20 protein-coding genes are annotated in these 22,699 nt (G+C 70.3%); 11 read left to right on the top strand and 9 right to left on the bottom strand.

Annotation, left to right across the window (positions count from 1 at the left end; all coding sequences use genetic code 11):
- Positions 1 to 51 precede the first annotated feature (51 nt).
- Positions 52 to 1,488 carry a xylulokinase gene (gene xylB / locus ACFPJ1_RS20210; protein ID WP_380105951.1) on the top strand — a complete coding sequence of 479 codons (1,437 nt, stop codon included), beginning with the start codon at positions 52 to 54 and terminating at the stop codon, positions 1,486 to 1,488.
- Positions 1,489 to 1,577: 89 nt separating this feature from the next.
- Here the strand turns inward: xylB and ACFPJ1_RS20205 are convergent, their stop codons facing one another.
- The 3 genes from ACFPJ1_RS20205 to ACFPJ1_RS20195 all read right to left on the bottom strand — a co-directional run bounded on the left by ACFPJ1_RS20205 (position 1,578) and on the right by ACFPJ1_RS20195 (position 5,524).
- Positions 1,578 to 3,470 (bottom strand): HNH endonuclease signature motif containing protein, encoded by a 1,893-nt coding sequence (locus tag ACFPJ1_RS20205; RefSeq protein WP_380105949.1) that lies wholly within the window; start codon positions 3,468 to 3,470, stop codon positions 1,578 to 1,580.
- A 111-nt stretch (positions 3,471 to 3,581) separates the two neighbouring features.
- Positions 3,582 to 4,835 carry a sensor histidine kinase gene (locus ACFPJ1_RS20200; protein WP_380105947.1) on the bottom strand — a complete coding sequence of 418 codons (1,254 nt, stop codon included), beginning with the start codon at positions 4,833 to 4,835 and terminating at the stop codon, positions 3,582 to 3,584.
- Complete coding sequence (locus ACFPJ1_RS20195) at positions 4,832 to 5,524, bottom strand: response regulator transcription factor (RefSeq protein WP_380105946.1); 693 nt, start codon at positions 5,522 to 5,524, stop codon at positions 4,832 to 4,834. The genes ACFPJ1_RS20200 and ACFPJ1_RS20195 overlap by 4 nt, the downstream gene beginning before the upstream one ends.
- A gap of 130 nt (positions 5,525 to 5,654) precedes the next feature.
- Here ACFPJ1_RS20195 and ACFPJ1_RS20190 point away from each other — a divergent pair, with 130 nt between their 5' ends.
- From ACFPJ1_RS20190 to ACFPJ1_RS20170, 5 genes are read left to right on the top strand one after another with little or no spacing between them, the layout of a single operon-like run.
- Entirely contained in the window at positions 5,655 to 5,975 is a 321-nt protein-coding gene (locus ACFPJ1_RS20190) for a hypothetical protein (protein WP_380105944.1), read from the top strand.
- Positions 5,972 to 7,015 carry an AAA family ATPase gene (locus tag ACFPJ1_RS20185; protein WP_380105942.1) on the top strand — a complete coding sequence of 348 codons (1,044 nt, stop codon included), beginning with the start codon at positions 5,972 to 5,974 and terminating at the stop codon, positions 7,013 to 7,015. Before ACFPJ1_RS20190 ends, ACFPJ1_RS20185 begins: the two co-directional genes overlap by 4 nt.
- The gene (locus ACFPJ1_RS20180) at positions 7,012 to 7,950 is read left to right on the top strand and encodes a DUF58 domain-containing protein (protein WP_380105940.1); all 939 of its coding nucleotides are present in this window, start codon (positions 7,012 to 7,014) and stop codon (positions 7,948 to 7,950) included. The genes ACFPJ1_RS20185 and ACFPJ1_RS20180 overlap by 4 nt, the downstream gene beginning before the upstream one ends.
- Entirely contained in the window at positions 7,947 to 8,894 is a 948-nt protein-coding gene (locus ACFPJ1_RS20175) for a VWA domain-containing protein (protein WP_380105939.1), read from the top strand. Before ACFPJ1_RS20180 ends, ACFPJ1_RS20175 begins: the two co-directional genes overlap by 4 nt.
- A gap of 22 nt (positions 8,895 to 8,916) precedes the next feature.
- Positions 8,917 to 9,849 (top strand): S1C family serine protease, encoded by a 933-nt coding sequence (locus tag ACFPJ1_RS20170; RefSeq protein WP_380105937.1) that lies wholly within the window; start codon positions 8,917 to 8,919, stop codon positions 9,847 to 9,849.
- A 74-nt stretch (positions 9,850 to 9,923) separates the two neighbouring features.
- On the opposite strand, the gene ACFPJ1_RS20165 is transcribed toward ACFPJ1_RS20170, so the two are convergent.
- Both ACFPJ1_RS20165 and ACFPJ1_RS20160 read right to left on the bottom strand, forming a co-directional pair.
- A complete protein-coding gene (locus ACFPJ1_RS20165; protein WP_380105935.1) occupies positions 9,924 to 11,873 on the bottom strand; it encodes a hypothetical protein in 1,950 nt (649 codons plus the stop codon).
- 90 nt (positions 11,874 to 11,963) lie between these two features.
- Positions 11,964 to 12,269, bottom strand: a complete 306-nt coding sequence (locus ACFPJ1_RS20160; protein ID WP_380105934.1) for a hypothetical protein — start codon at positions 12,267 to 12,269, stop codon at positions 11,964 to 11,966.
- Between the two features lie 83 nt (positions 12,270 to 12,352).
- Between ACFPJ1_RS20160 and ACFPJ1_RS20155 the strand changes: the two genes are divergently transcribed.
- The 4 genes from ACFPJ1_RS20155 to ACFPJ1_RS20140 all read left to right on the top strand — a co-directional run bounded on the left by ACFPJ1_RS20155 (position 12,353) and on the right by ACFPJ1_RS20140 (position 17,710).
- Complete coding sequence (locus ACFPJ1_RS20155) at positions 12,353 to 13,234, top strand: LysR family transcriptional regulator (RefSeq protein WP_380105933.1); 882 nt, start codon at positions 12,353 to 12,355, stop codon at positions 13,232 to 13,234.
- Between the two features lie 55 nt (positions 13,235 to 13,289).
- Complete coding sequence (locus ACFPJ1_RS20150) at positions 13,290 to 13,757, top strand: YkvA family protein (RefSeq protein ID WP_380105932.1); 468 nt, start codon at positions 13,290 to 13,292, stop codon at positions 13,755 to 13,757.
- Between the two features lie 23 nt (positions 13,758 to 13,780).
- Entirely contained in the window at positions 13,781 to 16,231 is a 2,451-nt protein-coding gene (gene pepN / locus ACFPJ1_RS20145; protein ID WP_380105931.1) for an aminopeptidase N, read from the top strand.
- A 69-nt stretch (positions 16,232 to 16,300) separates the two neighbouring features.
- Positions 16,301 to 17,710, top strand: a complete 1,410-nt coding sequence (locus tag ACFPJ1_RS20140; RefSeq protein WP_380105930.1) for a S28 family serine protease — start codon at positions 16,301 to 16,303, stop codon at positions 17,708 to 17,710.
- A 3-nt stretch (positions 17,711 to 17,713) separates the two neighbouring features.
- Here the strand turns inward: ACFPJ1_RS20140 and ACFPJ1_RS20135 are convergent, their stop codons facing one another.
- On the bottom strand, positions 17,714 to 18,253 hold the full coding sequence (locus tag ACFPJ1_RS20135) for an RNA polymerase sigma factor (protein WP_380105928.1): 540 nt from the start codon (positions 18,251 to 18,253) through the stop codon (positions 17,714 to 17,716).
- A gap of 69 nt (positions 18,254 to 18,322) precedes the next feature.
- Between ACFPJ1_RS20135 and ACFPJ1_RS20130 the strand changes: the two genes are divergently transcribed.
- Positions 18,323 to 19,336: a serine/threonine-protein kinase gene (locus ACFPJ1_RS20130; RefSeq protein WP_380105926.1), complete on the top strand. Its 1,014-nt coding sequence runs from the start codon at positions 18,323 to 18,325 to the stop codon at positions 19,334 to 19,336.
- Positions 19,337 to 19,356: 20 nt separating this feature from the next.
- Here ACFPJ1_RS20130 and ACFPJ1_RS20125 read toward each other — a convergent pair whose 3' ends face one another.
- From ACFPJ1_RS20125 to ACFPJ1_RS20115, 3 genes are read right to left on the bottom strand one after another with little or no spacing between them, the layout of a single operon-like run.
- Positions 19,357 to 20,385 carry a S66 family peptidase gene (locus tag ACFPJ1_RS20125; protein ID WP_380105925.1) on the bottom strand — a complete coding sequence of 343 codons (1,029 nt, stop codon included), beginning with the start codon at positions 20,383 to 20,385 and terminating at the stop codon, positions 19,357 to 19,359.
- A gap of 10 nt (positions 20,386 to 20,395) precedes the next feature.
- Positions 20,396 to 21,271: an aldehyde dehydrogenase family protein gene (locus ACFPJ1_RS20120; RefSeq protein WP_380105923.1), complete on the bottom strand. Its 876-nt coding sequence runs from the start codon at positions 21,269 to 21,271 to the stop codon at positions 20,396 to 20,398.
- Positions 21,261 to 22,697 (bottom strand): aldehyde dehydrogenase family protein, encoded by a 1,437-nt coding sequence (locus ACFPJ1_RS20115; RefSeq protein ID WP_380105922.1) that lies wholly within the window; start codon positions 22,695 to 22,697, stop codon positions 21,261 to 21,263. Before ACFPJ1_RS20115 ends, ACFPJ1_RS20120 begins: the two co-directional genes overlap by 11 nt.
- Between the last annotated feature and the right edge of the window lie 2 nt (positions 22,698 to 22,699).

Genomic DNA, 22,699 nt, shown 5'->3' with positions numbered 1-22,699 from the left:
GGTGCGGTTACCGTTGGCTCGAGCCTGCCGCTCTGAGAAGAAGGGCCCAACATGAGTCAGCAGAGACTGGTCGCCGGAGTGGACTGCTCCACCCAGGCGACCAAGGTCGTCGTGGTCGACGCCGCCACCGGCGAGGTACTGCGGGAGGGCCGCGCGCCGCATCCCGACGCCACCCAGGTCGATCCGGCCGAGTGGTGGAACGCCTGGGAGATCGCGTCCGACGGCCTGCTCGACGGGGTCGAGGCGATCTCGGTCGCGGGCCAGCAGCACGGCATGGTCCTGCTTGACGGCTCTGGCGAGGTCGTCCACCCGGCAGTCCTCTGGAACGACACCAGCTCGGCCGACGCGACCCAGGAGCTCGTCTCGGAGCTCGGCGGACCCGAGGCCTGGGCTGCTGCCACCGGGTCCGTGCCGGTGCCGAGCTTCACGGTCACCAAGCTGCGCTGGGTCCGCGGTGCCGCTCCCGACGCGGCCGCCCGGGCCGAGGCGGTGGCGCTGCCGCACGACTGGATGACCCACAAGCTGGCCGCCGACCGCTCCGGCATCGAGGACCTCACCACCGACCGCGGTGACGCGTCCGGCACCGGCTGGTGGTCGCCGACCTCCAACTCCTACCGACCGGATCTGGTCGAGCTCGCCTTCGGCCGGCCGCTGACCCTGCCGCGGGTTGCCGACCCAGCCGAGATCGTAGGCCGTACTTCTACCGGCATCGCCTTGGCCGCCGGTACCGGCGACAACATGGCCGCCGCCCTCGGCCTGGACCTCCAGCCGGGCGACGTCGCGGTCTCACTCGGAACCAGCGGTACCGCGTTCGCCAGGTGCGCCGAGCCGACGACGGACCCGAGTGGTTTCGTAGCCGGCTTCGCCGACGCCACCGGCGGCTACCTGCCCTTGGTGTGCACGCTCAACGCGGCCCGCGTGCTGTCGGCGACCGCCCAGCTCCTCGGGATGGACCTTGCCGAACTCGACGATGCCGCCCTCAACTCATCCGGCAGCGCCGGCCTGGTGATGCTCCCGTACCTCGACGGCGAGCGCACCCCGGACCTGCCGCACTCGACCGGCCTGATCTACGGCCTCACCCGCGCGACCGCACAGCCCGCCACGATGGCCCGCGCCGCTGTGGAAGGCATGCTCTGTGGACTCGCCGACGCGGTCGACGCCCTCCGTGCTCAGGGTCTCCCGGTCCGACGCGTCCTTTTGCTCGGCGGCGCGGCCCGCTCCCGTGCAGTACAGGCTCTCGCTCCGGCGCTCCTCGGTGCGTCGGTCGTGCTCCCGGAGCCAGGTGAGTACGTCGCGCTCGGCGCCGCCCGCCAGGCCGCCTGGGCCATCTCGGGCACTCTCCCGACCTGGGAAGTTGCCGTAGGCAAGCCCGAGTCTCCGGTGATGACCGACGAAGAGGCAACCCGAGTCCGCGAGCTGTACGCGTCGGTGCTGGCCGGCTCTCGCCCATTGCTTGCCGCTGGCAAGGACTGGCCCGCCCACCGCTGACTGCGGGCCGACTTGGCCCCGCGCGTTGCCATGCTGGGCCGCGCTGGGCCGGGCCGCGCTGATGTGCGCTGCGCCGGGCGGCGCTGGTGTCATGGATCGGTGGCCTTGTGTGGCTCGTCCGGTCCGCGGTAGCGGCGACCCGTCGGGCTGGTCCAGCTGTAAGTGCCGTCCGGGTTGTGGTGGATCTGCCAGTTGCCCTCATGCTTGAGGCGGTGGTGGTGGCGACACAAGCAGTGCAGGTTGGCGGCAGTCGTCCTTCCACCAGCGGCGAAGGCAACGCGGTGATCGAGGTCGGTGTATTCGGCCGGTCGGTTGCAGCCGGGGAACTGGCAGACCTGGTCGCGCCAGCGGACATACCTGTCCGTCGCAGCTGAGGGCGTGTACCGGTTTGGGTCGCCTGGGGGCTCCTGGTCGGTGACGCGGAGCTCAATCCTTGAACCGGGCGTGCCGGCGTACGGCGCGTCGGCGTGCGGCAGATCGGGGAGCATGGTCCGGCTGATGGCTTTCACGAGGTGCTTGCGGAGCGAGCCTTGTGGGATGGGACCGTGGGCTTCGACCTGGCCGCCGGTGCCGACCTGTCCGGTGAGGAGCGCGGCCAACTCGGCGCCGCTCGCGTGAATGACGATCACCGCATCCGCACCTGTCTCGGTCTCAGTCCATTCACACCCATCCTCGTCGCCCGCGTCGAAAGCCGGGGCAGGGGGAGGAGCCAGGGCAGGGGCTGGGGCAGGAGCAGGCGCTGGGGCCGGAGCGGGTGCCGGAGCTGGGGCAGGAGCAGGAGCAGAGGTGGGAGCGGAAGCAGGGGCAGGACCCGTGGGGGCTGGAGAAGGGGTGGGAGCGGAAGCAGGGGCAGGACCCGTGGGGGCTGGAGAAGGGGTGGGAGCGGAGGGGCGGGTGCGAGCAGGGGCAGTGGTCGGGCTGGCGGGGGCCGTTGGGGTGCGGGTGCTGGGGGTGGCGGTGCTAGAGCTTGAGGGGGTTGGGGTGTGGCGGGAGCGGGGGAGGAGGCGGGCCAGGGCGATGTCGGCGCGGAGTTGGTCCAGGCTGCGGGGGTCGCCGTTGCGGCGGGATCGGATTGCTGCCCGCGACAGGCTCGTCATCACGGCGGCCGCGTCGACCGCGTCCTGGGTGTGGATGAGTTCGGCGGTGCCGAAATCGGTGCTCACCATCCGCACCGACCGCTCGTTGTGAGCCCGATCATGGGCCTTGTCGGTCGCGGCCGGGTCGCGCCGCGCGGCCTCGGCCCGGGCGAACTGCTTGATGCCCTGTAGTGGATGCCGCCGGGCCCAGTCGAGCACCGCCGCCTCAGCCGCGCGGAGGTCGTCCAGGTTGCTCAGCACCGACAGTTCGGCCACCAGAGTGAACGCCGCCCGCTCGGTCAGGACGCCCTCGATGAGCGCGTGCTGGGTGGCAGGGAAGTTGTGGACCAGTTCCCACGACGAATGGATCCGCCGGGTCGCGGCGGAGCGGTGCAGGTTCAACGCCAGACCGATCTCGTCCGACACCGACCGCAGCTCACCACCGTGCCAGCGCCGTTCACCAGGCGCCGCCTGACGGTCGCCCGGCTCCGGGTGCCGGTGACCCAGATCGGCCGACACCCCGTGCATCTCGTCGTCGAAGCCCGTGACCGCCTCGGCCTTCAACCCGGCCAGCCGGGCCTCCAGCCTGGCGATCATCTCGACCCGCTCCAGCCAGCCCAGCTCGGTCAACTGCGAGGTGTCTTGGAACACCACCGCCTCATACAGCCCCGCGCCACGGTCCGGGTCGTCGTCCTTGTCGAGCCGCGACAAGCCGCCACAACCGTCGAAGCTGCGCGTCTGGCTCCGCATCAAGGGGGCAGCGGGAGCCAGTCCCTGGGACCCCTCTCCCGCCCGTCCGGGCGGCCCGCCCAGACTGGAAACCGCGGTCAGCCGTGCCCGCCCTGCTGAACCCGACGTCGGATCCAGCGTCTCACCCGCAGGCGGGGCAGCCGGGCATTCGCTCATAAAATCGAGTATATGTTCGAATACTCTCCGCAATCAAATCGGTTCCGGAGACCCCTTGTTGCACGCCGCGATCGCTACTTCAGAAGTCTGCCGGCATGGACCGAGGGGCCTTCAGAGGCGTGGACCCAGCGGGTCTTCGGTGGGTGGGGTAGGCGTTCGGCGGGTGGTGTTGGTGAGGGAGCGTTCGGGGAGCCAGAGGGTGAAGGTGCTGCCTACGCCTAGTTCGGAGTGGAGGGCTACGGAGCCGCCGTGGGATTCGACGATCTGGCGGACGATGGCGAGGCCCAGGCCGGCTCGGCGTTGGCCGGTCGAGGCGACGGCCGCGGCGGGCTGGCGTTGGCCTGAGCGGAAGAAGCGGTCGAAGACGCGGTCGGCGTCCTCGTCGGCGATTCCCGGGCCTTCGTCTCGGACGGCGATCCAGGCCCAGCCGCTGCGGCTGCCCACCGCGAGGACGAGTTCGCTGCCGCCGCGAGCCAGCCGGACCGCGTTGGAGAGCAGGTTGTCTACCGCCCGGCGGAGCGCCTGAGGATCTCCGGCGGCGATCGGCCCGGGCGCGAGCCGGCGTACCAGGTGGAGTTCGCGATCGGCCGCCAGTAGGGCGTATTCCTCGGCTGCCTCACCAGCGATCGCGGCCAGATCCACGTCGGCGTCGACGAAGGCTGGGGACGAGCGGCGAGCCGACGCGAGCAGGTCCTCCACCAGCCGGGTCATCCGCTGGATCGCGCGGCTGACGATCGCGGTCGCCTGCGCGCGATCGTCCGGTGGAGTGTCGTCATGCGCTAGTACTGCGTCGACGTTGGCCTGGATCACTGCCAGCGGGTTGCGGAGTTCGTGCGAGGCGTCGTCGACGAGTTGTCGCTGGGCGACGAAGGCGGACTCCAGCCGGCCGAGCATGTCGTCCACGGTGTCGGCCAGGTTGCGCAGTTCGTCGCGCGGTCCCTGCAGCGCGATCCGCCGGGACAGGTCGGTGGCCGAGATGTCCTGCGCCGTCGCGGTGATCTGCCGGACGGGCCGGAGTGCGCGACCGGACAACCACCAGCCGGTGCCGAGGCTGACGAGGAACAGCGCCCCCATCCCGGCGGCGGAGTAGTTCCTCAACGTCTGCAGGGTTTTGTAGTTCACCGCGGACTCGATGCTCGACAACTCCGCGGCCTGGAAGGTCTGGCCCGCCTTGGCCTTCAGGTTGCCCTCGTGGTCGCGGTAGACCTTGTTGACCGTGATCGGGTCCAGCGGTGTCGGATCGAGATAGGCCGACAGCGCGAAGTACAGGCCGCCCAGGACGAGCGCCGACAGGCCGATCAGGACGGCGGAGTACGCGACGGTGAGCCGGAAGCGGATCGTCTGGGTCCACGGCGGGAGCTTCATGTGTCACCTCTGAGCCGGTAGCCGCGCCCGATCACCGTTTCCAGCAAGGGATCCTCGCCGTCCAGGGTGAGCTTGCGCCGCAGCGTCCCGACGGTCACCCGCACGCTCTGGGTGAACGGGTCCGCGTTCTCGTCCCACACGTGCTCGAGCAGTTCCTCGGCCGACACGACATGCCCGGGCCGCGACATCAAGTACCGCAGTACGCCGAACTCCTTCAACGTCAGCGGCAGTTCCCGGCCCGCGCGGGTGGCGAGGTGGCGCGAGCTGTCCAGCACCAGGTCGCCGACGTGCAACTGGGTGGTCCCGTTCGTCACGTCCCGCCGGAGCAGCGCGCGGATCCGCGCCAGCAACTCCACCAGGGCGAACGGCTTGGTCAGGTAGTCGTCAGCACCCTCGTCGAGCCCCCGGACCCGGTCCGCCAGCGAAGCCCGCGCGGTCAGCATCAGCACCCGCAACTCCCGCCCGGACGCCACCTCGATCTCGCCCCGCCGTACCGCGCGGCACAGGTCGAGGCCGCTCAGGTCGGGCAGGGTGATGTCCAGGATCGCTAGGTCGTACGCCGTGGTCGCGAGCTTCTCCATCGCCACGGCGCCGTTCTCGGCCGTGTCCACGGCATAGCCGGCCCGGCCCAGTCCCGAGCGCAGCGCGCTGACCAGACCTTCCTCGTCCTCCACCACCAGTAATCGCACGAGACCAAGGTAGCCGCGCCGACCGCAAGTCCAGGTGAGCTCTTTCGGCGGACTTTCGCTCTGCTTTCCGGTCGTTTTCGGGCCGTCCTGATGATCTGGAGCCCAACATCCCGAACCAAGGAGCGAATTCATGAACCTCCCCGGCAAACGTCTCCTGCTCGGTACTGCGGTCGCCACCGCCGCGCTGGGCGTCGGCGGCATCGCGTATGCGGCCGGCAATGACCCCACGCCCGAGCAGGGCTACGTCACCATCGAGGACGGCGCGACCACCCCGAGTCCCGGCGCCGACCCGAGCACCGGGCCCGGCCAGGGCCAGAACGGCAGCGGCGCCCAGCGTGACGGTCGCGACTGCCCTGAGAAGAACGGCTCCGGCACCGAGAGCCCCGGCACCCAGGGCTCCCAGCCCACCCAACCTGAGCAGAGCGAGACCGACCCGCAGGGCAACGCATGACCGCAGTGCTCGAGCGCGCCCTCTTCGAGGTGAAGCGCGTGGTCGTCGGTCAGGACCAGTTGGTGGAGCGGATGCTCGTCGGCCTGCTGGCCCGCGGTCACTGCCTGCTGGAAGGTGTTCCCGGCGTCGCGAAGACGCTCGCCGTCCGGACCCTCGCGGAGGTGATCGGCGGCCGGTTCGCCCGCCTGCAGTTCACCCCCGACCTGGTCCCCGGCGACATCGTCGGCACGCGGATCTGGCGACCGTCCGCCGAGGGCTTCGACACCGAGCTCGGCCCGATCTTCGCGAACCTCGTGCTCGCCGACGAGATCAACCGGGCGCCGGCGAAGGTGCAGTCGGCGTTGCTCGAGGCAATGGCCGAGAACCAGGTCAGCATCGGCGGGGTCAGTTACCCGCTGCCCGAGCCGTTCCTGGTGCTCGCGACCCAGAACCCGATCGAGTCCGAGGGCGTCTACGCGTTGCCCGAGGCGCAGCGGGACCGGTTCCTGCTGAAGATCACGGTCGACTACCCGACGCCGATGGAGGAGCTCACCATCCTGCAGCGGATGAGCTCGCACCGGCCGCACGCCAACGCGGTACTCACTCCCGCCATGGTCAGTGAGTTGCAGGAGGCAACGGAAGACGTCTTCGTGCACAACGCCGTCGCGGAGTACGTCGTCCGGCTGGTCCACGCGACCAGGGCTCCGCAGCAGTACGGGATCGACGATCTCGGCGGAGTGCTGGACTTCGGCGTGAGTCCGCGGGCCACGCTCGGCCTGGTGGCGGCCGGTCGCGCGCTCGCACTCTTGCGGGGCCGGGACTACGTGCTGCCGGCCGACGTGTACGACGTGGCGCACGACGTGATGGCGCATCGTCTCGTGCTGACGTTCGACGCGCTCGCCGACGGGGTCGACCCGCGCGCGGTGGTGTCGAGGGTGCTGCACGCCGTTGAGCAGCCGCACGTCGTACCGGCGGACGACACGCCACCCGGTCCGGGCGTCAACAGCACCGGCGGGTTCGACCCGAGCGGCGGGGTCGGGGTACAGGGGTCGGCGGCATGACAGGTCCGGACCTGCTGGCGGGGCGGGAGCGGGCACTGCGCTCGCTGGAGCTGTCGGTGAAGCGGAAGCTCGAGGGCTTCCTGCACGGCGACATCACCGGCCTGCGCAGCGGTCCGGGCAGCGAGCCGAACGAGGCCAGGCCGTACCAGGCCGGCCAGGACGACGTCCGCCGGATGGACTGGAACGTCACCGCCCGCTCGCTCGAACCGCACGTCCGGGCGCCGCTGGCGGAGCGGGAGTTGGAAACCTGGGCCCTGGTGGACGCGTCCGCCAGCATGGACTTCGGCACCGCGCTCAGCGAGAAACGGGATCTGGCCGTCGCTGTCGTCGGAGCCGTCGGGCTGCTCGCGGACCGCCCCGGCAACCGGCTCGGCGTGCGCGTTGCCCTGGGCAACGAAGTCAGACGGATCCCGGACGTCGGCGGGGTGGCGGCGCTGCGGCGTACCTTGCGAACGCTGCTGTCCCTGCCGCGGCCGGAGCCGGGGGAGCACCCGGTCACCGATCTCGGCCACGCGATCACCCGGCTGAACCGGGAGCATCCGAGGCCCGGGTTGCGCGTGGTCGCCTCTGACTTCCATGGCGAAGGCTGGGCGGATCCGCTGCGCAGGCTGGGCGCGCGGCACGAGGTGATCGCCGTCGAGATCCTCGACCCCCGCGAGCTCGAACTCCCCGAGGTCGGCCTGCTGACGCTGGTCGATCCCGAGACCGGCCGGCGACGCGAGGTCCAGACCGGCAGGAAGCGGCTGCGCGAGCGGTACGCCGCGGCGATGGCCGAGCAACGCGCGCAGACCGCCCAGGCGATCCGTGCCGCCGGCGCGGCCCACCTGGTACTGCGAACCGACACCGACTGGGTCCGCGACGTGGCCGCCTTCGCCACCGCACGCCGCCGGGCCCACACCCGCCGAACCCCACGAGGGAGGACCGGTATCCGATGAAATTCGAGCAACCGCTGTGGCTCTGGCTGCTGCTGGTGGTCGCGGCGCTCGTCGTGGCCTACCTGGTCGCACAACGCCGCCGCAGCAAGTACGCCGTACGGTTCGCGACGCTGCCGATGCTGGAGAAGGTCGCGCCGCGGCGGCCCGGCTGGCGACGGCATGCGCCCGCGCTGGCCTTCCTGGCCGCGATGACCGTCCTCACCATCGCGATCGCCCGGCCCGTCACCGACGTCCGGGTGCCGCGGGAACGCGCGACCGTCGTGGTGGCGATGGACATCTCGAACTCGATGGCCGCCACCGACGTCGAGCCGAACCGGTTCGAGGTGGCGAAACAGGCCGCGACCGAGTTCGTGAACGACCTGCCCGAGCAGTTCAACGTCGGCCTGGTCTCGTTCGCCCGTACTGCGAACGTGGTGGCGCCGCCGAGCACGAACCACCAGGCCACCGTCGACGCGATCAACGGGCTGACCCTGACCGACAGCACCGCGATCGGCGAGGCCGTGATGACGAGCCTGCAGGCAGTCCGGTCGCTGGACGCGGATGCGGCGCAGGACCCGCCGCCGACCCGGATCGTGCTGCTGTCCGACGGTGGCAACACCTCCGGGCGGCCCGTCGAGGAGGCGGCCCAGGCGGCGACGGAGGCCGGCGTACCGGTCTCGACCATCGCCTACGGGACACCCGAGGGCACGGTCGACATCGAAGGCCGGTCCATCCCGGTCCCCGCCGACACCGAGTCCCTGCGCGGGCTGGCCGAGGCGACCAGCGGTTCCTTCTACGCCGCGGAGAGCGACGAGGAACTGCGCGACGTGTACTCCGATCTCCAGTCGTCGATCGGCTGGACCACCGAGGAACGCGAGATCACCAACCTGGTGGCGGGAATCGCCCTGGCCGTAGCCCTGCTGGCCGGCCTGGCATCGCTGCTCTGGTTCTCGCGCCTGCCCTAGTGCTGTACGTCAGGAGCCTGCTGTGAGCCCACATCTCGGTCAACCCTTCCGCGGGCCGCACTATCAGCCCGGACCGCCGCCGGCCGCCCCGCCCCAGCCACTGCCCGCCGGCATCCCGTTCCCCGTCACCCCGGCCTCCGCCACGCCGGCACCCCCCTCTCCGGCCGCGGCACCTCAGGTCGGGGTGACGGCCCCGACCCCGGTACGGCGTACCGGGCGGGTGCTCGCGACCGGGATCGCGTTGTCCGTCCTGGCGGGTGGCCTGGCCGGCGCCGTGACGGGTGGCGCCTTCGACTCGCCGGCCGCGGTCGCACCGGTGGAACTCCCCCAGGCCTCGGCTCCGTCGGGATCGGGTTCGTCGATCTCCTCAGCCGCGGCGGCGGTGCTGCCCGGCGTGGTGTCCGTCCGGGCCGGCCGGGCCACCGGCTCGGGTTTCGCGATCGACCGGCAGGGACACGTAGTCACGAACGCCCACGTGGTGGAAGGAGCGAGCAATGTGTCATTGGTCCTGTCGAACGGGCGCTCGCTCGACGCCGACATCATCGGGGTCGACTCGAACAACGACCTGGCCGTCCTCCAGGTCAACGGTGACACCTCCGGCCTGCGGGCGCTCACGCTCGGCCGGTCCTCGCAGCTCCAGGTGGGCGACCCGGTGCTCGCCGTCGGCTCACCCCTCGGGCTGGAGGGAACGGTGACGGCAGGCATCGTCAGCGCGGTGAACCGCCAGGCCCGCTTCGGCGACAGCGGCAACCGCCAGACCGCGATCCAGACCGACGCGGCCATCAACCCCGGCAACTCCGGCGGCCCACTGGTCAACGCGGCCGGCCAGGTCGTCGGCGTCAACACCGCCATCGCCACCCTCGGCACCTCCAGCCGCACCGGCGGCAACATCGGCATCGGCTTCGCCATCCCCGTCGACCGGATGACCACCATCGTCACAGGCCTGATCGACTGATCCGTCAACGCAGCAGGGCCCGCGGACTCCATGGTCCGCGGGCCCTACTGTGCCGATCTCGGGCCGGTTCGGGGCTACTTGACGCTAACGCCCAGGGCCACTGAAACGCCGGCCGCGTGCTGCTTGGTCGCCGGGCGGTAGACCCGGACCGACCAGGCGCCCGCGCTCGGGAACGCGTAGGCGAGGCGAGCGATCCGGCTGGTCGGAACCGCGACGCTCTTCACGGCGACCCACTTGGTCGTGCCGGATTTGCGAACCTGCAGTTGCGCGAGTGCGCCCGCGTCGTACGGGTTGGCGAGCACCTCGAAGACGACAGCCTTCCCGCGGGTCGCGGCGCGCGGAGCGAGACGCCAGCCGACGGTGGCGCTGGAGACTGCGCTGGTCACCGGGGAGACCGTCGTTTCAACTGGCACGGACGACAGCAGCACGGCCCGGAACGCACCGTTCGTGGTGCTGGTGAAGGGGATCGAGGCGATACCGCCGGCCACGGTCTTCGCGGAACCGACCGTCACCCAGCGAGTGGTCCCGACAGCCAGCCGCTGCAGGGAGACCGTGATGCCGGCCGGAGCCGCTGCCCAGGTGTTGAGCCTGGCCGAGTCCTGGACGACCACCGTCGACGTACCGCGAGCGCCGTACGGGACGGCGGGAGCGCGGACGGCGGCGCGCCGGGCGGAGTAGACGGTGGCCGCGACCGGGATGTTCCGGGTGTGGCCGTCGCTGGTGTTCAGATAGACGGTGAACGTGTTCGCCCCGGCTCGCCGGGGCGTGACCGCGGCGGTGGTGCGCAGGCTCGGGAGCGGCTTGACTATCGAGCACCACGAGCCGACCATGAACGCGTCGGCGCCCGCCGGACCGCTCAGGCCCAGCGCGCAGCTGTCGAACTGCCGGCCGGCCGGCGGATCGGCGGTCAGCGTGACCGTCGACTTGCGGCCGACCACCAGCTTCGGCGCGACCACGGTGGCCTGGGAGTCCGCGATCACCACGATGGTCCGGGTGGTCGGCGTCCCGATCACGCGTCCGGCCGGGTCCAGCAGGCGTAGCGCCACCTGGTGGCTGCCGACGCCGAGCGCGGGACCTTCCACGTAGAAGCCCGACTGCGCCTTGGTGCCGGGCTTCTGCCACTGCCCCGGGCCCCAGCCCGGGAGGAGGAGTACCGAGCGCTCGACGCCGTCGACGGTCGCCGTGGCGATGTCCGGCTTGCTGCCGCTCAGCAGCGGCCCCTGGACGGTCAGGTTGCCGCTGACCATCGCGGACCCGATCTGGGGGGCGTCCGTCCCCGTGTCGAAGATCGCCGGGTTCGTGTGGTTCACGCGGACGTCGAGTCTTCGGCCTTCGCCGTACAGCCCGTCTGTGCCGCGGGTCCGGCTGTGCAGCTCGTAGAACCCGTTCGGGACGGCGGTGAGGTCGAGGCTGAACACGGCGTCGTGCCAGACGCCCCGGGTGACGGTGAACGCCGCCGACTCCGTGACGAGTGCTGTGCCCGCGAGGTCGCGCAGCCGGACCTCGGCGACGGCGTCACCGGGCTCATTCGAGGCGCTGACCCGGAAGTTGCCGATGGCATCGACCACGGCGTCCTCGTACAGCTGGCCGTCGCGGACGTGCCGCATCTCGGAGATCGCCACCGGGCCGGAGAAGTACACCGTGCCGCCGCCGTACGTCGTGGCGTCGGCGGTGGTCAGCTTCGCGCTCAGCAGGACCGACCCCAGCCGCGGGTGGTCCCAGTCACCCATGTGCAAGGTGACGGTGACCTCGCAACCGGCCTCGCAGCTGCCCTCGGGGATGTCGGCGGCCCCGCTGATGTAGTACCCGAGGGAGACGTCGACGCGACCAGAGGTCGCCCCGGCCAGGTCGACGGTCATCTTCACCGGGACGTCGCCCAGCGCGTTGGTGCTCTCGGCAACCGGGCTGATCACCGTCACGGACGGCTCGCCCGCGGTCTGGGCCTCTGCTTCGGCCGGTGCGAGATGCACCACGGCCGCGGTCAGGCCGATGGCCGCCAGGACGGCCGGCGCGATGAGGCGCAAGGACGGACGCAACAGAACCCCCAGGAGGTAAAGGTGGGGAGAACCGGTGGGTTCTCGCTCCGCCCGCCTATCGGGTGGGAATCGCGGGCGTTACCGGATCCGCGGGAATGTGCCGGCTTTGTGATCGAGCTCGCCCTCGTGGTGGCGCAGAAGCCAGTCGGCGATGTCGTCGGCTGCTTCCTCCGGGTGGGTCGCGGCGAAGCGCTCGGGTGGGTTCGTGCCGTGGGCGTAGGCGTGGGCCGCTTCGAGGAGGTGGTGGGCGGTTGCGAGGAGTTGGTGTGCCTGGGCGAGGGCTGTGGCCGGGTCGCGGGTGGTGATCGCGAGGCGGGCGAGGTCGGCGATCTGGCAGGCCTCGTAGGCCGTCGCGATCCGGGCGCGGTCCTCGTCGGTGAGCACGGTTCGAGCATCGATGGTGTGGACCGAGCCGCACAATGCGCTATTTCCGAGGTCAGCCTATGGCTCAGCCTTAGGCTGGTGAGATGCGCTACGACTTGGATGATCTGCGACTGTTCGTGAATGTTGTTGCGGAGGGTTCGATCACGGCGGGAGCGGCGAGGATGCATCTAAGTCTGCCTTCGGCCAGCGCGCGGATCAGGGCGCTTGAATCCCAGGCCGGGGTTGCGTTGCTGATCCGGGAGCGGCGCGGAGTGCGGCCGACGCCGGCTGGTACGACGCTGGCCCGCCACGCCCGCGAAGTACTGGCTCAGACGGCCCGGCTCGACAGTGCTGTCGCGAGCTACACCGCCGCGAGGTCGCGGCCGCTTGTGCTGGTCGCTGGGACGTCTGCCATGGATCGGCTGGTGCCGGCCGCGCTCGCGTCGTTCCTGCGGGAGTATCCCGAGCATGACGTGACGGTGTCCGAGCAGCGGACTCCGCGGTCGCTGCGCCTGCTCAGCGAGGGCAAGGCCGACCTGGGCATCGTGTCGGACGACGAGGCCGGCTCGACCTCACTACGGACCGAACCCCTGGCCGACGACTCGCTCGTCGTGATCGGGCAGTCCGGTGGTGTGCTCGCCGGGCGGCAGTCGCTCTCGTATGCCGACGTGGCCGAGCACCCGATGGTCGGCCTGCCCGCCGATGCCGCCCTCCGCGGCTGGATCGACAAACACCTCGGCCCGCACGCGCCGGTCCCGCGGTACCGGACCCTCGTCCCCACCCTCCACGCGCTCATCACCCTCGCGACCGCGGGAGTGGGCCTGGCCATCGTCCCGCTCCGCTCTGTACCGCCGGGACCCCTGCTGGACATCCGCCCGCTCACCGACCCGTGGTCCACCCGCGCCCACCTGCTCTGCCACTCCGCCCACCGCCCGACCGCCGCCACCAAGTCCCTCGCCCACCACATCCACCTCGCCGCCGGGTAGATCCCCGCCACTCGTCCTCCCTGCCTATTGGGCTGGGGCGCACTAGGGTTGATGGATGCTGTACTTCGGTGGGTTGCTGGGCTTGATGGGGCTGGCGACATTGGTGTTCCGGGATGCCGATGTTGCCGGTTTGCCCGCGGCTGCGGCCGGGGTGGGCCTGCTCGTCGTGGGGGCTGCCGTGGCCGGCTTCGGCCTGCTTCGGCGGGCGCGTCGTCGGCGGCGGGTGGCCAGGGGAGAGCCGGTGCCCATCGGAGACTTCTTCGAACGGACCCGTGCGCTGCCGCGACTGCTGCGGGCGGCGCGTCAGGAGGGTTATGCCGGGTTGCCCAAGAGCCGGATGGCTTTGTGGGTGCTCGCGCTGGTGTACCTGGTCTCGCCGATCGACATCCTCCCCGAACTGCTGCCGATCATCGGGGTGGCCGACGATGCCGGGGTGGCGGTCTGGCTGCTCACCAGCGTGTCGACCGCGACGGGACTGTACCTCCGCCATGAGCGCGATCGGTCCAAGCTCCCGCCCGTTTAGGCCGGGTTGCTAGCGTCCGGAGTATGCCTGCTCTCACCGTGGAGGACGCCCGGATCCGGGCCGCCGCCGTCACCGTTCGCGGATACCACCTCGAGTTCGACCTGACCACCGGGGACACCACTTTCGGCTCGGTCAGCCGGATCCGGTTCGCAGCGTCGGCCGACAGCACCTTTGTCGACGTGAAGCCCGACGAGTTGACCTCGGTGACGCTGAACGGGGTTCCCGTTGACGTCGCCGGTCTGGTCGACGGGCGGTTGCCGCTCGAGGGGTTGCGTGCCGAGAACGAACTGGTCGTCACCAGCCGGATGGCGTACTCGGCCGACGGGGAAGGGCTGCAGCGGACGGTCGACGCCGCCGATGGCCGGGTCTACACCTACGGGATGTCCTCGCTGGAGTCCGCCCCGCGGTACTTCGCCTGCTTCGACCAGCCGGACCTGAAAGCGCCGTACACGATGTCGGTGCGGTGCCCCGAGGACTGGATCGTGCTCGGGAACGGAGCGGCGACGCAGACCGCGCCCGGCCAGTGGAAGCTCGCCGAGACCAAACCGCTCTCCACGTACTTCGTGACGCTGGTGGCGGGTCCCTACCACCTGATCCGGTCCGAGCACGACGGCATCCCGCTCGGCCTGGCCTGCCGGCAGAGCCTGAAGGAGCACCTGGACAAGGACCAGGACGACCTCTTCCGCACCACGGCACAGGCGTTCGACGAGTACCACCGGTTGTTCGGGTACCGGTATCCGTTCGGCGAGTACCACCAGGTGTTCGTGCCCGACTTCAACCTCGGCGCGATGGAGAACCCGGGGTGCGTGACGTTCGCGGACAGCCTGGTGTTCCGGTCCAAGGTGACGGACGCGGAACGCAGTACCAGGGCGCGGATCGTGGTGCACGAGATGGCGCACATGTGGTTCGGCGACACCGTCACGATGAAGTGGTGGAACGACCTGTGGCTGAACGAGTCCTTCGCGGAGTACATGGCGCACCGGGTCTCGCACGACGCGACGGATCACCGCGGGCACTGGACGGACTTCGCGTTCGTGCGCAAGTGGTGGGGTCTGCTGGCGGACCAGCGGACCTCGACGCATCCGGTCGCGGCTGACCCGGTCAAGGACGCGCGGGCGTCGCTCGACGACTTCGACGGGATCTCCTACGCCAAGGGCGCCGCGGTACTGAAGCAGCTCGCCACCTACCTCGGCGACGAGGTGTTCCTGAACGGCGTCAACGCGCACATCGACGCGCACGAGTTCGGCAACGCGGACCTGGCGGAGTTCATCGGCAAGCTCACCGAGGCCGGTGCCGAGGACCTGCCGAACTGGTCCGCGCAGTGGTTGCGCACGGCCGGCCTGGACACGATCAGCGCCGAACGCACGGAGACCGGGATCCGCCTGCACCGCAAGGCGCCCGCGGACCACCCGGCCGACCGTCCGCACCAGTTCACGGTCGCCGAGTACGACGAGCAGGGCCGCAGCACGTCCGTCCCGGTACTGCTGGACGGCGACCAGGTGGACGTGGAACTCGACCCCGCGCTGAAGGTGATCGTGCCCGATGCGGCCGACGACACCTGGGCCAAGATCAGGCTCGATGCGGAGAGCCTCGCGAACCTGCCCGCGGTACTGCCGAGGATCGAGAACGACACCACCCGCGCGGTGATCTGGAACAGCATCCGCGACTCGACCGCCGATGCCGAACTGGATCCGCGCCAGGCCTTCGAGATCCTGCTGGCTGCGCTGGCGCAGGAGGACAGCGACATCGCGGTGGGTTCGTTGCTGCGCTGGCTGGAAGACCGCCTGCTCGGGGTCTACCTCTTCCCATACGAGCCGTACCGCGCGCAGGCTGCCGACGTACTGACCGCCCGGCTCGCCCAGACGCCACCTGGCAGCAGCCTGCAGCTCGCCATCACGCGCGGAGTCGTCGCCACAACGGCGGACGAGCAGTTGCTGAAGGGCTGGCTCGACGGCGGCCAGATCCCCGAGGGCCTAGCTGTCGACGCCGATCTGCGCTGGTCACTGGTACTGCGACTCGTCCGGCTGGGCGCGTTCGGCAAGGCGGAGATCGACGCGGAGCTGGCCAGGGACCAGTCGACCGAGGGCGTCTCGCAGGCCGCGCGGTGCTACGCGGCGACCGCCGACGGCAAGGAGGCCGCCTGGACGCGGATCATGACGGATCCCGCGATCGGGGTGAACGAGTTGTTCGCCACCTGCGAGGGCTTCTGGCATCCCGCCCAGGCCGAGCTCACCGCGCCGTACGTGGACCGCTTCTTCGCGGAGATCGCCGGGACAGCCGATCACCGGGCCGGAATGGCGATCTCGCTGACGACGACCCGCATCTTTCCGCGGTTCGCGGTGGATCAGCGGGTGATCGACCAGGCCGAGGCACTGGTCGCCGACGACACCGTTGCCCCGAGCATCCGTCGGACCGTCTCCGACCTGACGGACGACCTGCGCCGGGCGGTCGTGGTCCGGAGCCGCTTCAGCTGAGGGGTCGCGGTTGTCCGTGCGGCCGCTTACTCTCTTCAGGAGTGTCGCCCCACACTGAGGAGCCTGCCGATGCGCCGGTTTGCCCGTCTTCCTGTTGTTGCACTGGTTCTTGCGCTGGTCGCGGGATCCGCGGTGACCACCGCGGCGGCCGCGCCCGCAGTACAGGCTGCTGATCCGGTGGCCGAGGTGGCGGCGAAGCTGGCCGCCATCCCCGGCTTGCGGATCGAGAGCAGCAGCCTGGTCGCGGGGAAGCCGTTCTTCGTGCTGCGGTACACCCAGCCGACGGATCACAAGAAGCCGAACGGCGAGAAGTTCGAGCAGCGGGTGACGTTGTGGCACCGCGGGTTCGACCGGCCGACCGTGCTGCACACCACCGGGTACGGCGGGGTCGGCGGCGCGTTCACCTCGGAGCCGACCCGGCTCGTCGACGGCAACCAGCTCAACGTCGAGCAGCGGTTCTTCAACACCTCCACCCCAGCCAGCAAGAATTGGTCGAAGCTGAACATCTGGCAGGCGGCGACCGACCACCACCGGATCGTCCAGGCCTTCAAGCAGAACCTCTACCTCGGCAAGTGGGTGTCGACGGGTGCCAGCAAGGGCGGCATGACGTCGGTGTACCACCGCCGGTTCTACCCGAACGACGTGGACGCGACCGTCGCCTACGTGGCGCCGCAGGACGTGATCAACAAGCGCGACTCGTATGTCGACTTCATCCAGCAGGCGGGGACCGACCCGGCCTGCAACGAGGCCCTGCGGAACATGCAGCGCAACACCCTGCTCCGGCGGCCCGCGATGGTCGCGAAGCTGACCGAGTACGCCGCGGCGAATGGGCTGACCTACGAGGACACATTCGGCTCGGTCGATCGTGCGCTGGAGGCGGCCGTGCTGGACACGCCGTTCGCGTTCTGGCAGTACAGCACGCAGGCGAGTTGCCCTTCCGTGCCCGGTACCGCGGCAGCGACGGACCAGGAGTTGTTCGACTTCATCGACGCGATCTCCGGCTGGTCGTTCTACTCCGACGAAGGCACCGCGGGCTTCCTGCCGTACTACTTCCAGGCGACCCAGCAGCTGAACTGGCCGGACGTGGCGAGCAAGACCACCTGGCTCAAGGGCTTGCTGCACTACCGCGAGGCGGGCGACGCGCCGGCCGCCGTACCGGACGCGATCGAGCCGAAGCACGAACCGGCCGCGATGCTGGACGTCGACCTGTGGCTGCGGCTGTCCGGTCGCCGGATGCTGTTCGTGTACGGCGAGAACGACCCGTGGAGCGCGGAGAAGTTCGCGCCGGGACCGGGCACCCGGGACTCCCACTGGTACACCGTGCCGAACGGCAACCACGGCTCGAGCATCGGGGCGCTGCCGACGCCGCTGCGCACCGAGGCGACCCAGACCCTGCAGAAGTGGATGGGCGTCGCGGTCAACACCGCGGTCCAGTCGAAGACGATCGACCCCGGCGCCCAGCGGTCTGCGCTGCGCTGAGGATCAGCGGACAGTGAGGTGCTCGGCGACTTCCTTGCGGGCCTGGTGGATCCGGGCCTTGACGGTCCCGAGCGGCACGGCCAGTTCGTCGGCGATCTCGGCATACGACATCGCGCCGAGATCGCGCAGTACCAGCGGCTGGACGAGTTGCGGGTGGTTCGACTCGAGCGCTTCGAGCGCCTCCAGCAGGTCGAGGCGTGAACCGGCGATGACGGAGGTGGTGCGCGGATCCACCGACTCCGGCAGCACCTCGGCGGACTGCTCGACGGACCGGCGCTTCAGCGAGCGGTAGGTCTGCCGGGCGCAGTTCGTCGCGACCACGGTCAGCCAGCCGGCGAAGCTGCCGGTGCCCTTGAAGGTGTGGATCTTGGTCGCCACCTGGAGCAGCGTGTCCTGCGCGGCCTCCTCGGCGTCCTCGCGGAACGGCAGGAACTTGGACACCCGGCGCAGCACCTGCGGACGGATCGCCTGCAGCAGTTCGGGGACGACCCCCTCCTCGCCGGCCGCCGCCCTCGCCGCGAGGTGTTCCAAGTCCTCGTTCATACTCCCCCAAACTGCTTTGTACTGCGTCGGTGTTCGCCTGGATCCGCCCAGTCACCGACAATAGCCGGGATGGATGTCATCGGAAGGTATCGGCTGCAGTCGAAGATCGGCGCAGGCGCCTTCGCGACGGTCTGGCGCGGGTACGACGACGACCTCGACGTCGACGTGGCCGTCAAGGTGCTGGCGGACAACTGGGCCTCCCGCGCGGACGTCCGCGAGCGGTTCCTGTCCGAGGCCCGGCTGATGCGCCGGATCGCCAGCGACCGGGTGGTCCGCGTCTTCGACCTCGGCCAACTGCCCGACGGCCGCCCATACTTCGTGATGGACTTCGTCAGCGGCGGATCGCTGGCCGAGGTGCTTGTCCACGGGCCGACCGACCCGGCCGACGCGCTCTGGTGGGGCGCGGACCTGGCACGAGCGGTCGCCGCCCTGCACGAAGAGGGTGTCGTGCACCGCGACATCACCCCGGCGAACCTCCTGCTCCGGCCCAACCAGGGCAGCGAGTCGGGCGGCGGAACGCATCGGATCGTGCTGGCCGATCTGGGGCTGGCGAAACGCGCCGCGGAGGCGTCGGGACTGACCCAGGCCGTCGGCACCCCGTCGTACATGGCTCCCGAGCAGGCGCGCGGGAGCGACGGTTTCGACGAGCGGGCGGACGTGTACGCGGTCGGCGCGGTGACCTACGCGCTGATGACCGGGCGGGCGCCGTTCGTCGCCTCCTCCATCAACGACGTGCTCGCACGCGACCCGGAGCTCAACCCACCCAGCCTGCGGCCGCTGCTGCACGACTCGCTCGGCCAGGTCGACGACATCCTGGCCCGCACGCTCGCCTACCGCGTCGGCGATCGCTGGGAGCGCGCGGACACCCTCGCCGAACACCTGGAGGCCGAGGCCTACCGGTTGGAGCAGGAGGCACCCCTGCTGGCAGGACAGCGAACCACCGTCAGCAACGACGACGAGATCAGTACGACGGTCGCGCAGGCGGCGCAGGCGCGCCGGAACAGGCGCGGGCTGTTGCTCCTGCTGGTCCCGGTGGTCTTCGGGCTCGCACTGGCCGGCGCCTGGTTCTTCGGCGGGCAGTGATCAGAAGGGGCCGGTAGCCGTCAGTAAGTGACGGTGATTCGCTCCGCGGCAGGGTCGATGGACACGTCGCCGCCGTATGGCAGGACGACCTGCGGATCGGTGTGGCCGATGTCCAGCCCGGTGACCAGCAGCGCGGAGGGGTTGTACTCCGCGAGCGCCCGCGCCACAGCGGCGTACTGCGAAGTGCGGTAGGCGGCGCCTTCGTCCGGAGTGGTCTGGCGGTCCAGGGCCCAGGTCTTGGGGCGACCCCACAGGACGGCGTCGAAGCGGGCGAGCAGACCGCGTTCGCCGAAGTTGCGGAGCGTCCGGTAGACCTGGGTATCGCTCGGGAGTTCCTCGCTGGTCTCGCAGAAGAGAACGCCGGCGTACTCCTCGACCGGGAGCATCCAGCGGCCGACGGCCAGCTGCCAGTCGAGGATCTCCAGGCAACCACCCCAGAGTCGCCCGCTGACCGGAGTCGACGGGCCGTGCCAGCTCCAGCCCTCACCCGGGAAGAGTTCGGGCTCGGTCTCCAGGTGGACGGGGTCGGCCCAGTCACGGTCCCGGTCGGTCCAGCCGGCTGCGGGAGTCAGCTCGAAGTCGCCGGAGGTGAAGAGCGCGGCTCGCAGCGACCGCTCACTGTCGGGATGCATGGCGCCGCCGCGGCCGAACTGCACCATCACACTGCCGCCGTGGAACGCCGGAAGCCCTTGTGAGTAAAGGAAGTTGAGCAGGTTCGTGTTGTCGCTGTAGCCGAAGAACGGCTTCGGGTCGGCCCGGAAGACCGTCGGATCGAGGTGCTTCAGCAGGGCGATCTGGTCGTCGCCGCCGATGCTCGCGATCACCGCGCGGACGTGCGGGTCCGACCACGCGGCGTGCAGGTCGGCCGCCCGCTCCTCCGGAGTGGACCGCAGTTTCCGGGTCGACGGATACTCCACCGGCTCCAGCCCGAAGGCACGGAGCCGCTGGAGTCCCAGCTCGTACGGCGCGGGGAACACCTCGGGCAGTCCGCCCGACGGCGACACGACCGCCACCTTGTCGTCCGGGATCGGCTTCGCGGCGAACAGCATCAGCGCGGGATCAGACGCCGATGGGATGCCAGACGGTCTTCAGTTCGAGGTACTGCGTGAGGCGGGACAGACCGGGCGACTCCGTCCAGTCCTCGTCGGCCGGACGGCGCACCCGCTTGAGGTTCTCCGCCGCCGCGACCTCCAGCGCCGTCGCCTCCTCGGGATCCGCCACACCGGCCAGATCGATCGCATTCACGTCGAGGTGACCGGCCAGCCACGGGCCGATCTCCGACGCCGAGCCGGTCAGGATGTTCACCACGCCACCCGGCAGGTCGGAGGTCGCCATCACCTCGCCCAGCGTGACCGCCGGCAGCGGGCGCTCGTACGACGTGACCGCGACGACCGTGTTGCCGGACACGATGGCCGGGGCGATCACGCTGGTCAGGCCGAGCAGGCTGGAGTCCTGCGGGGCCAGCACGGCCACCACACCAGTTGCCTCAGGCAAGGAGAAGTCGAAGTACGGGCCGGCCACCGGGTTGCTGGAGCCGACCACCTGGGCCAGCTTGTCCGCCCAGCCGGCGTACCAGACCCAGCGGTCGATGGCGGCGTCCACCACGGCCCGGGCCTTGCTGATCGAGAGCCCTTCGGCGGCGGCGACCTCGGCGCTGAACTGCTCGTGCCGGCCCTCCATCACCTCAGCGATCCGATACAGCACCTGGCCGCGGTTGTACGCGGTCTTGCCGGACCACCCACCGAATGCCTTGCGGGCCGCGACGACCGCGTCCCGCGCGTCCTTGCGGGAGGCCTGCGAGGCGTTCGCGAGGAACTTGCCCCTGGCGTTGTTCACCACGTACGACCGGCCCGACTCGCTGCGGGGGAAGGCGCCGCCGACGTACAGCTTGTAGGTCTTGCGCACGTCCAGGCGGGCACTGTCCTTAGTGGGCAAGGTAGGCCTCCAGACCATGGCGGCCGCCCTCGCGGCCGTAACCCGACTCCTTGTAGCCGCCGAACGGCGAAGTCGGGTCGAAACGGTTGAACGTGTTGGCCCAGACCACGCCGGCGCGCAGCTGGTCGGCCATCCACAGGATCCGGGAGCCCTTGTCGGTCCAGACCCCGGCGGACAGGCCGAAGGGGGTGTTGTTCGCCTTCTCCACGGCCTCGGCCGGAGTGCGGAAGGTGAGCACCGAGAGCACCGGCCCGAAGATCTCCTCGCGGGCGATCCGGTGCGCCTGGGAGACGCCGGTGAACACGGTCGGCGCGAACCAGTAGCCCTGGGTCGGCAGTTCGCACTCGGGCGACCAGCGCTCGGCGCCCTCGTCCTCGCCGACCTGCGACAGCTCGCGGATCCGGGCCAGCTGCTCGGCGGAGTTGATCGCGCCGATGTCGGTGTTCTTGTCCAGCGGGTCACCCACCCGCAGGGTGCTCATCCGGCGCTTCAGCCGGGCCAGCACCTCGTCGTACACGCTCTCCTGGACCAGCAGTCGCGAACCGGCGCAGCAGACGTGGCCCTGGTTGAAGAAGATGCCGTTGACGATGCCCTCGATGGTCTGGTCGATCGGCGCGTCCTCGAAGACGATGTTCGCCGCCTTGCCGCCCAGCTCGAGGGTGATCTTCTTGTCCGTGCCGGCCACCGACTTGGCGATCGCGCGGCCGACGGCGGTGGAGCCGGTGAACGCGACCTTGTCGACGCCCTCGTGCTCGACCAGCGCCTGACCGGTCCGGCCCGCGCCGGTGATGATGTTCACCACGCCCGGCGGCAGATCGGCCTGCTGGCAGATCTCGGCGAAGGCGAGCGCGGTCAGCGGCGTCGTCTCGGCCGGCTTCAGTACCACCGTGTTGCCCGCCGCCAGAGCCGGCGCGATCTTCCACGCGAGCATCATCAGCGGGAAGTTCCACGGGATCACCTGCGCGGCGACGCCCAGGGGCTGCGGGTTCTCCCCGGCGCCGGCGTACTCGAGCTTGTCGGCCCAGCCCGCGTAGTAGAAGAAGTGCGCGGCGACCAGCGGCAGGTCGACATCGCGGGACTCGCGGATCGGCTTGCCGTTGTCCAGGGACTCCAGCACGGCCAGTTCGCGGGAGCGCTCCTGGATCAGCCGGGCGATCCGGTACAGGTACTTCGCCCGGTCGCGGCCCGGCATCGGGCCCCAGACCTTGTCGTAGGCCTTGCGGGCGGCCTTGACCGCCTTGTCGACGTCAGCCGGACCAGCCTCGCTGATCTCGGCCAGCACCTCCTCCGAGGCAGGGCTGACGGTCTTGAACGGTTTGCCGTCGGTGGCCTCGGTGAAGACGCCGTTGATGAACAACCCGTACGACGACTTGATGTCCACTATCGCCCGCGACTCGGGCGCGGGTGCGTACTCGAATCTGCTCATGC

The sequence above is a fragment of the Kribbella qitaiheensis genome, assembly GCF_042657745.1.
GTDB lineage: Bacteria > Actinomycetota > Actinomycetes > Propionibacteriales > Kribbellaceae > Kribbella > Kribbella qitaiheensis.
This window is presented reverse-complemented; position numbering and strand designations above follow the sequence as displayed.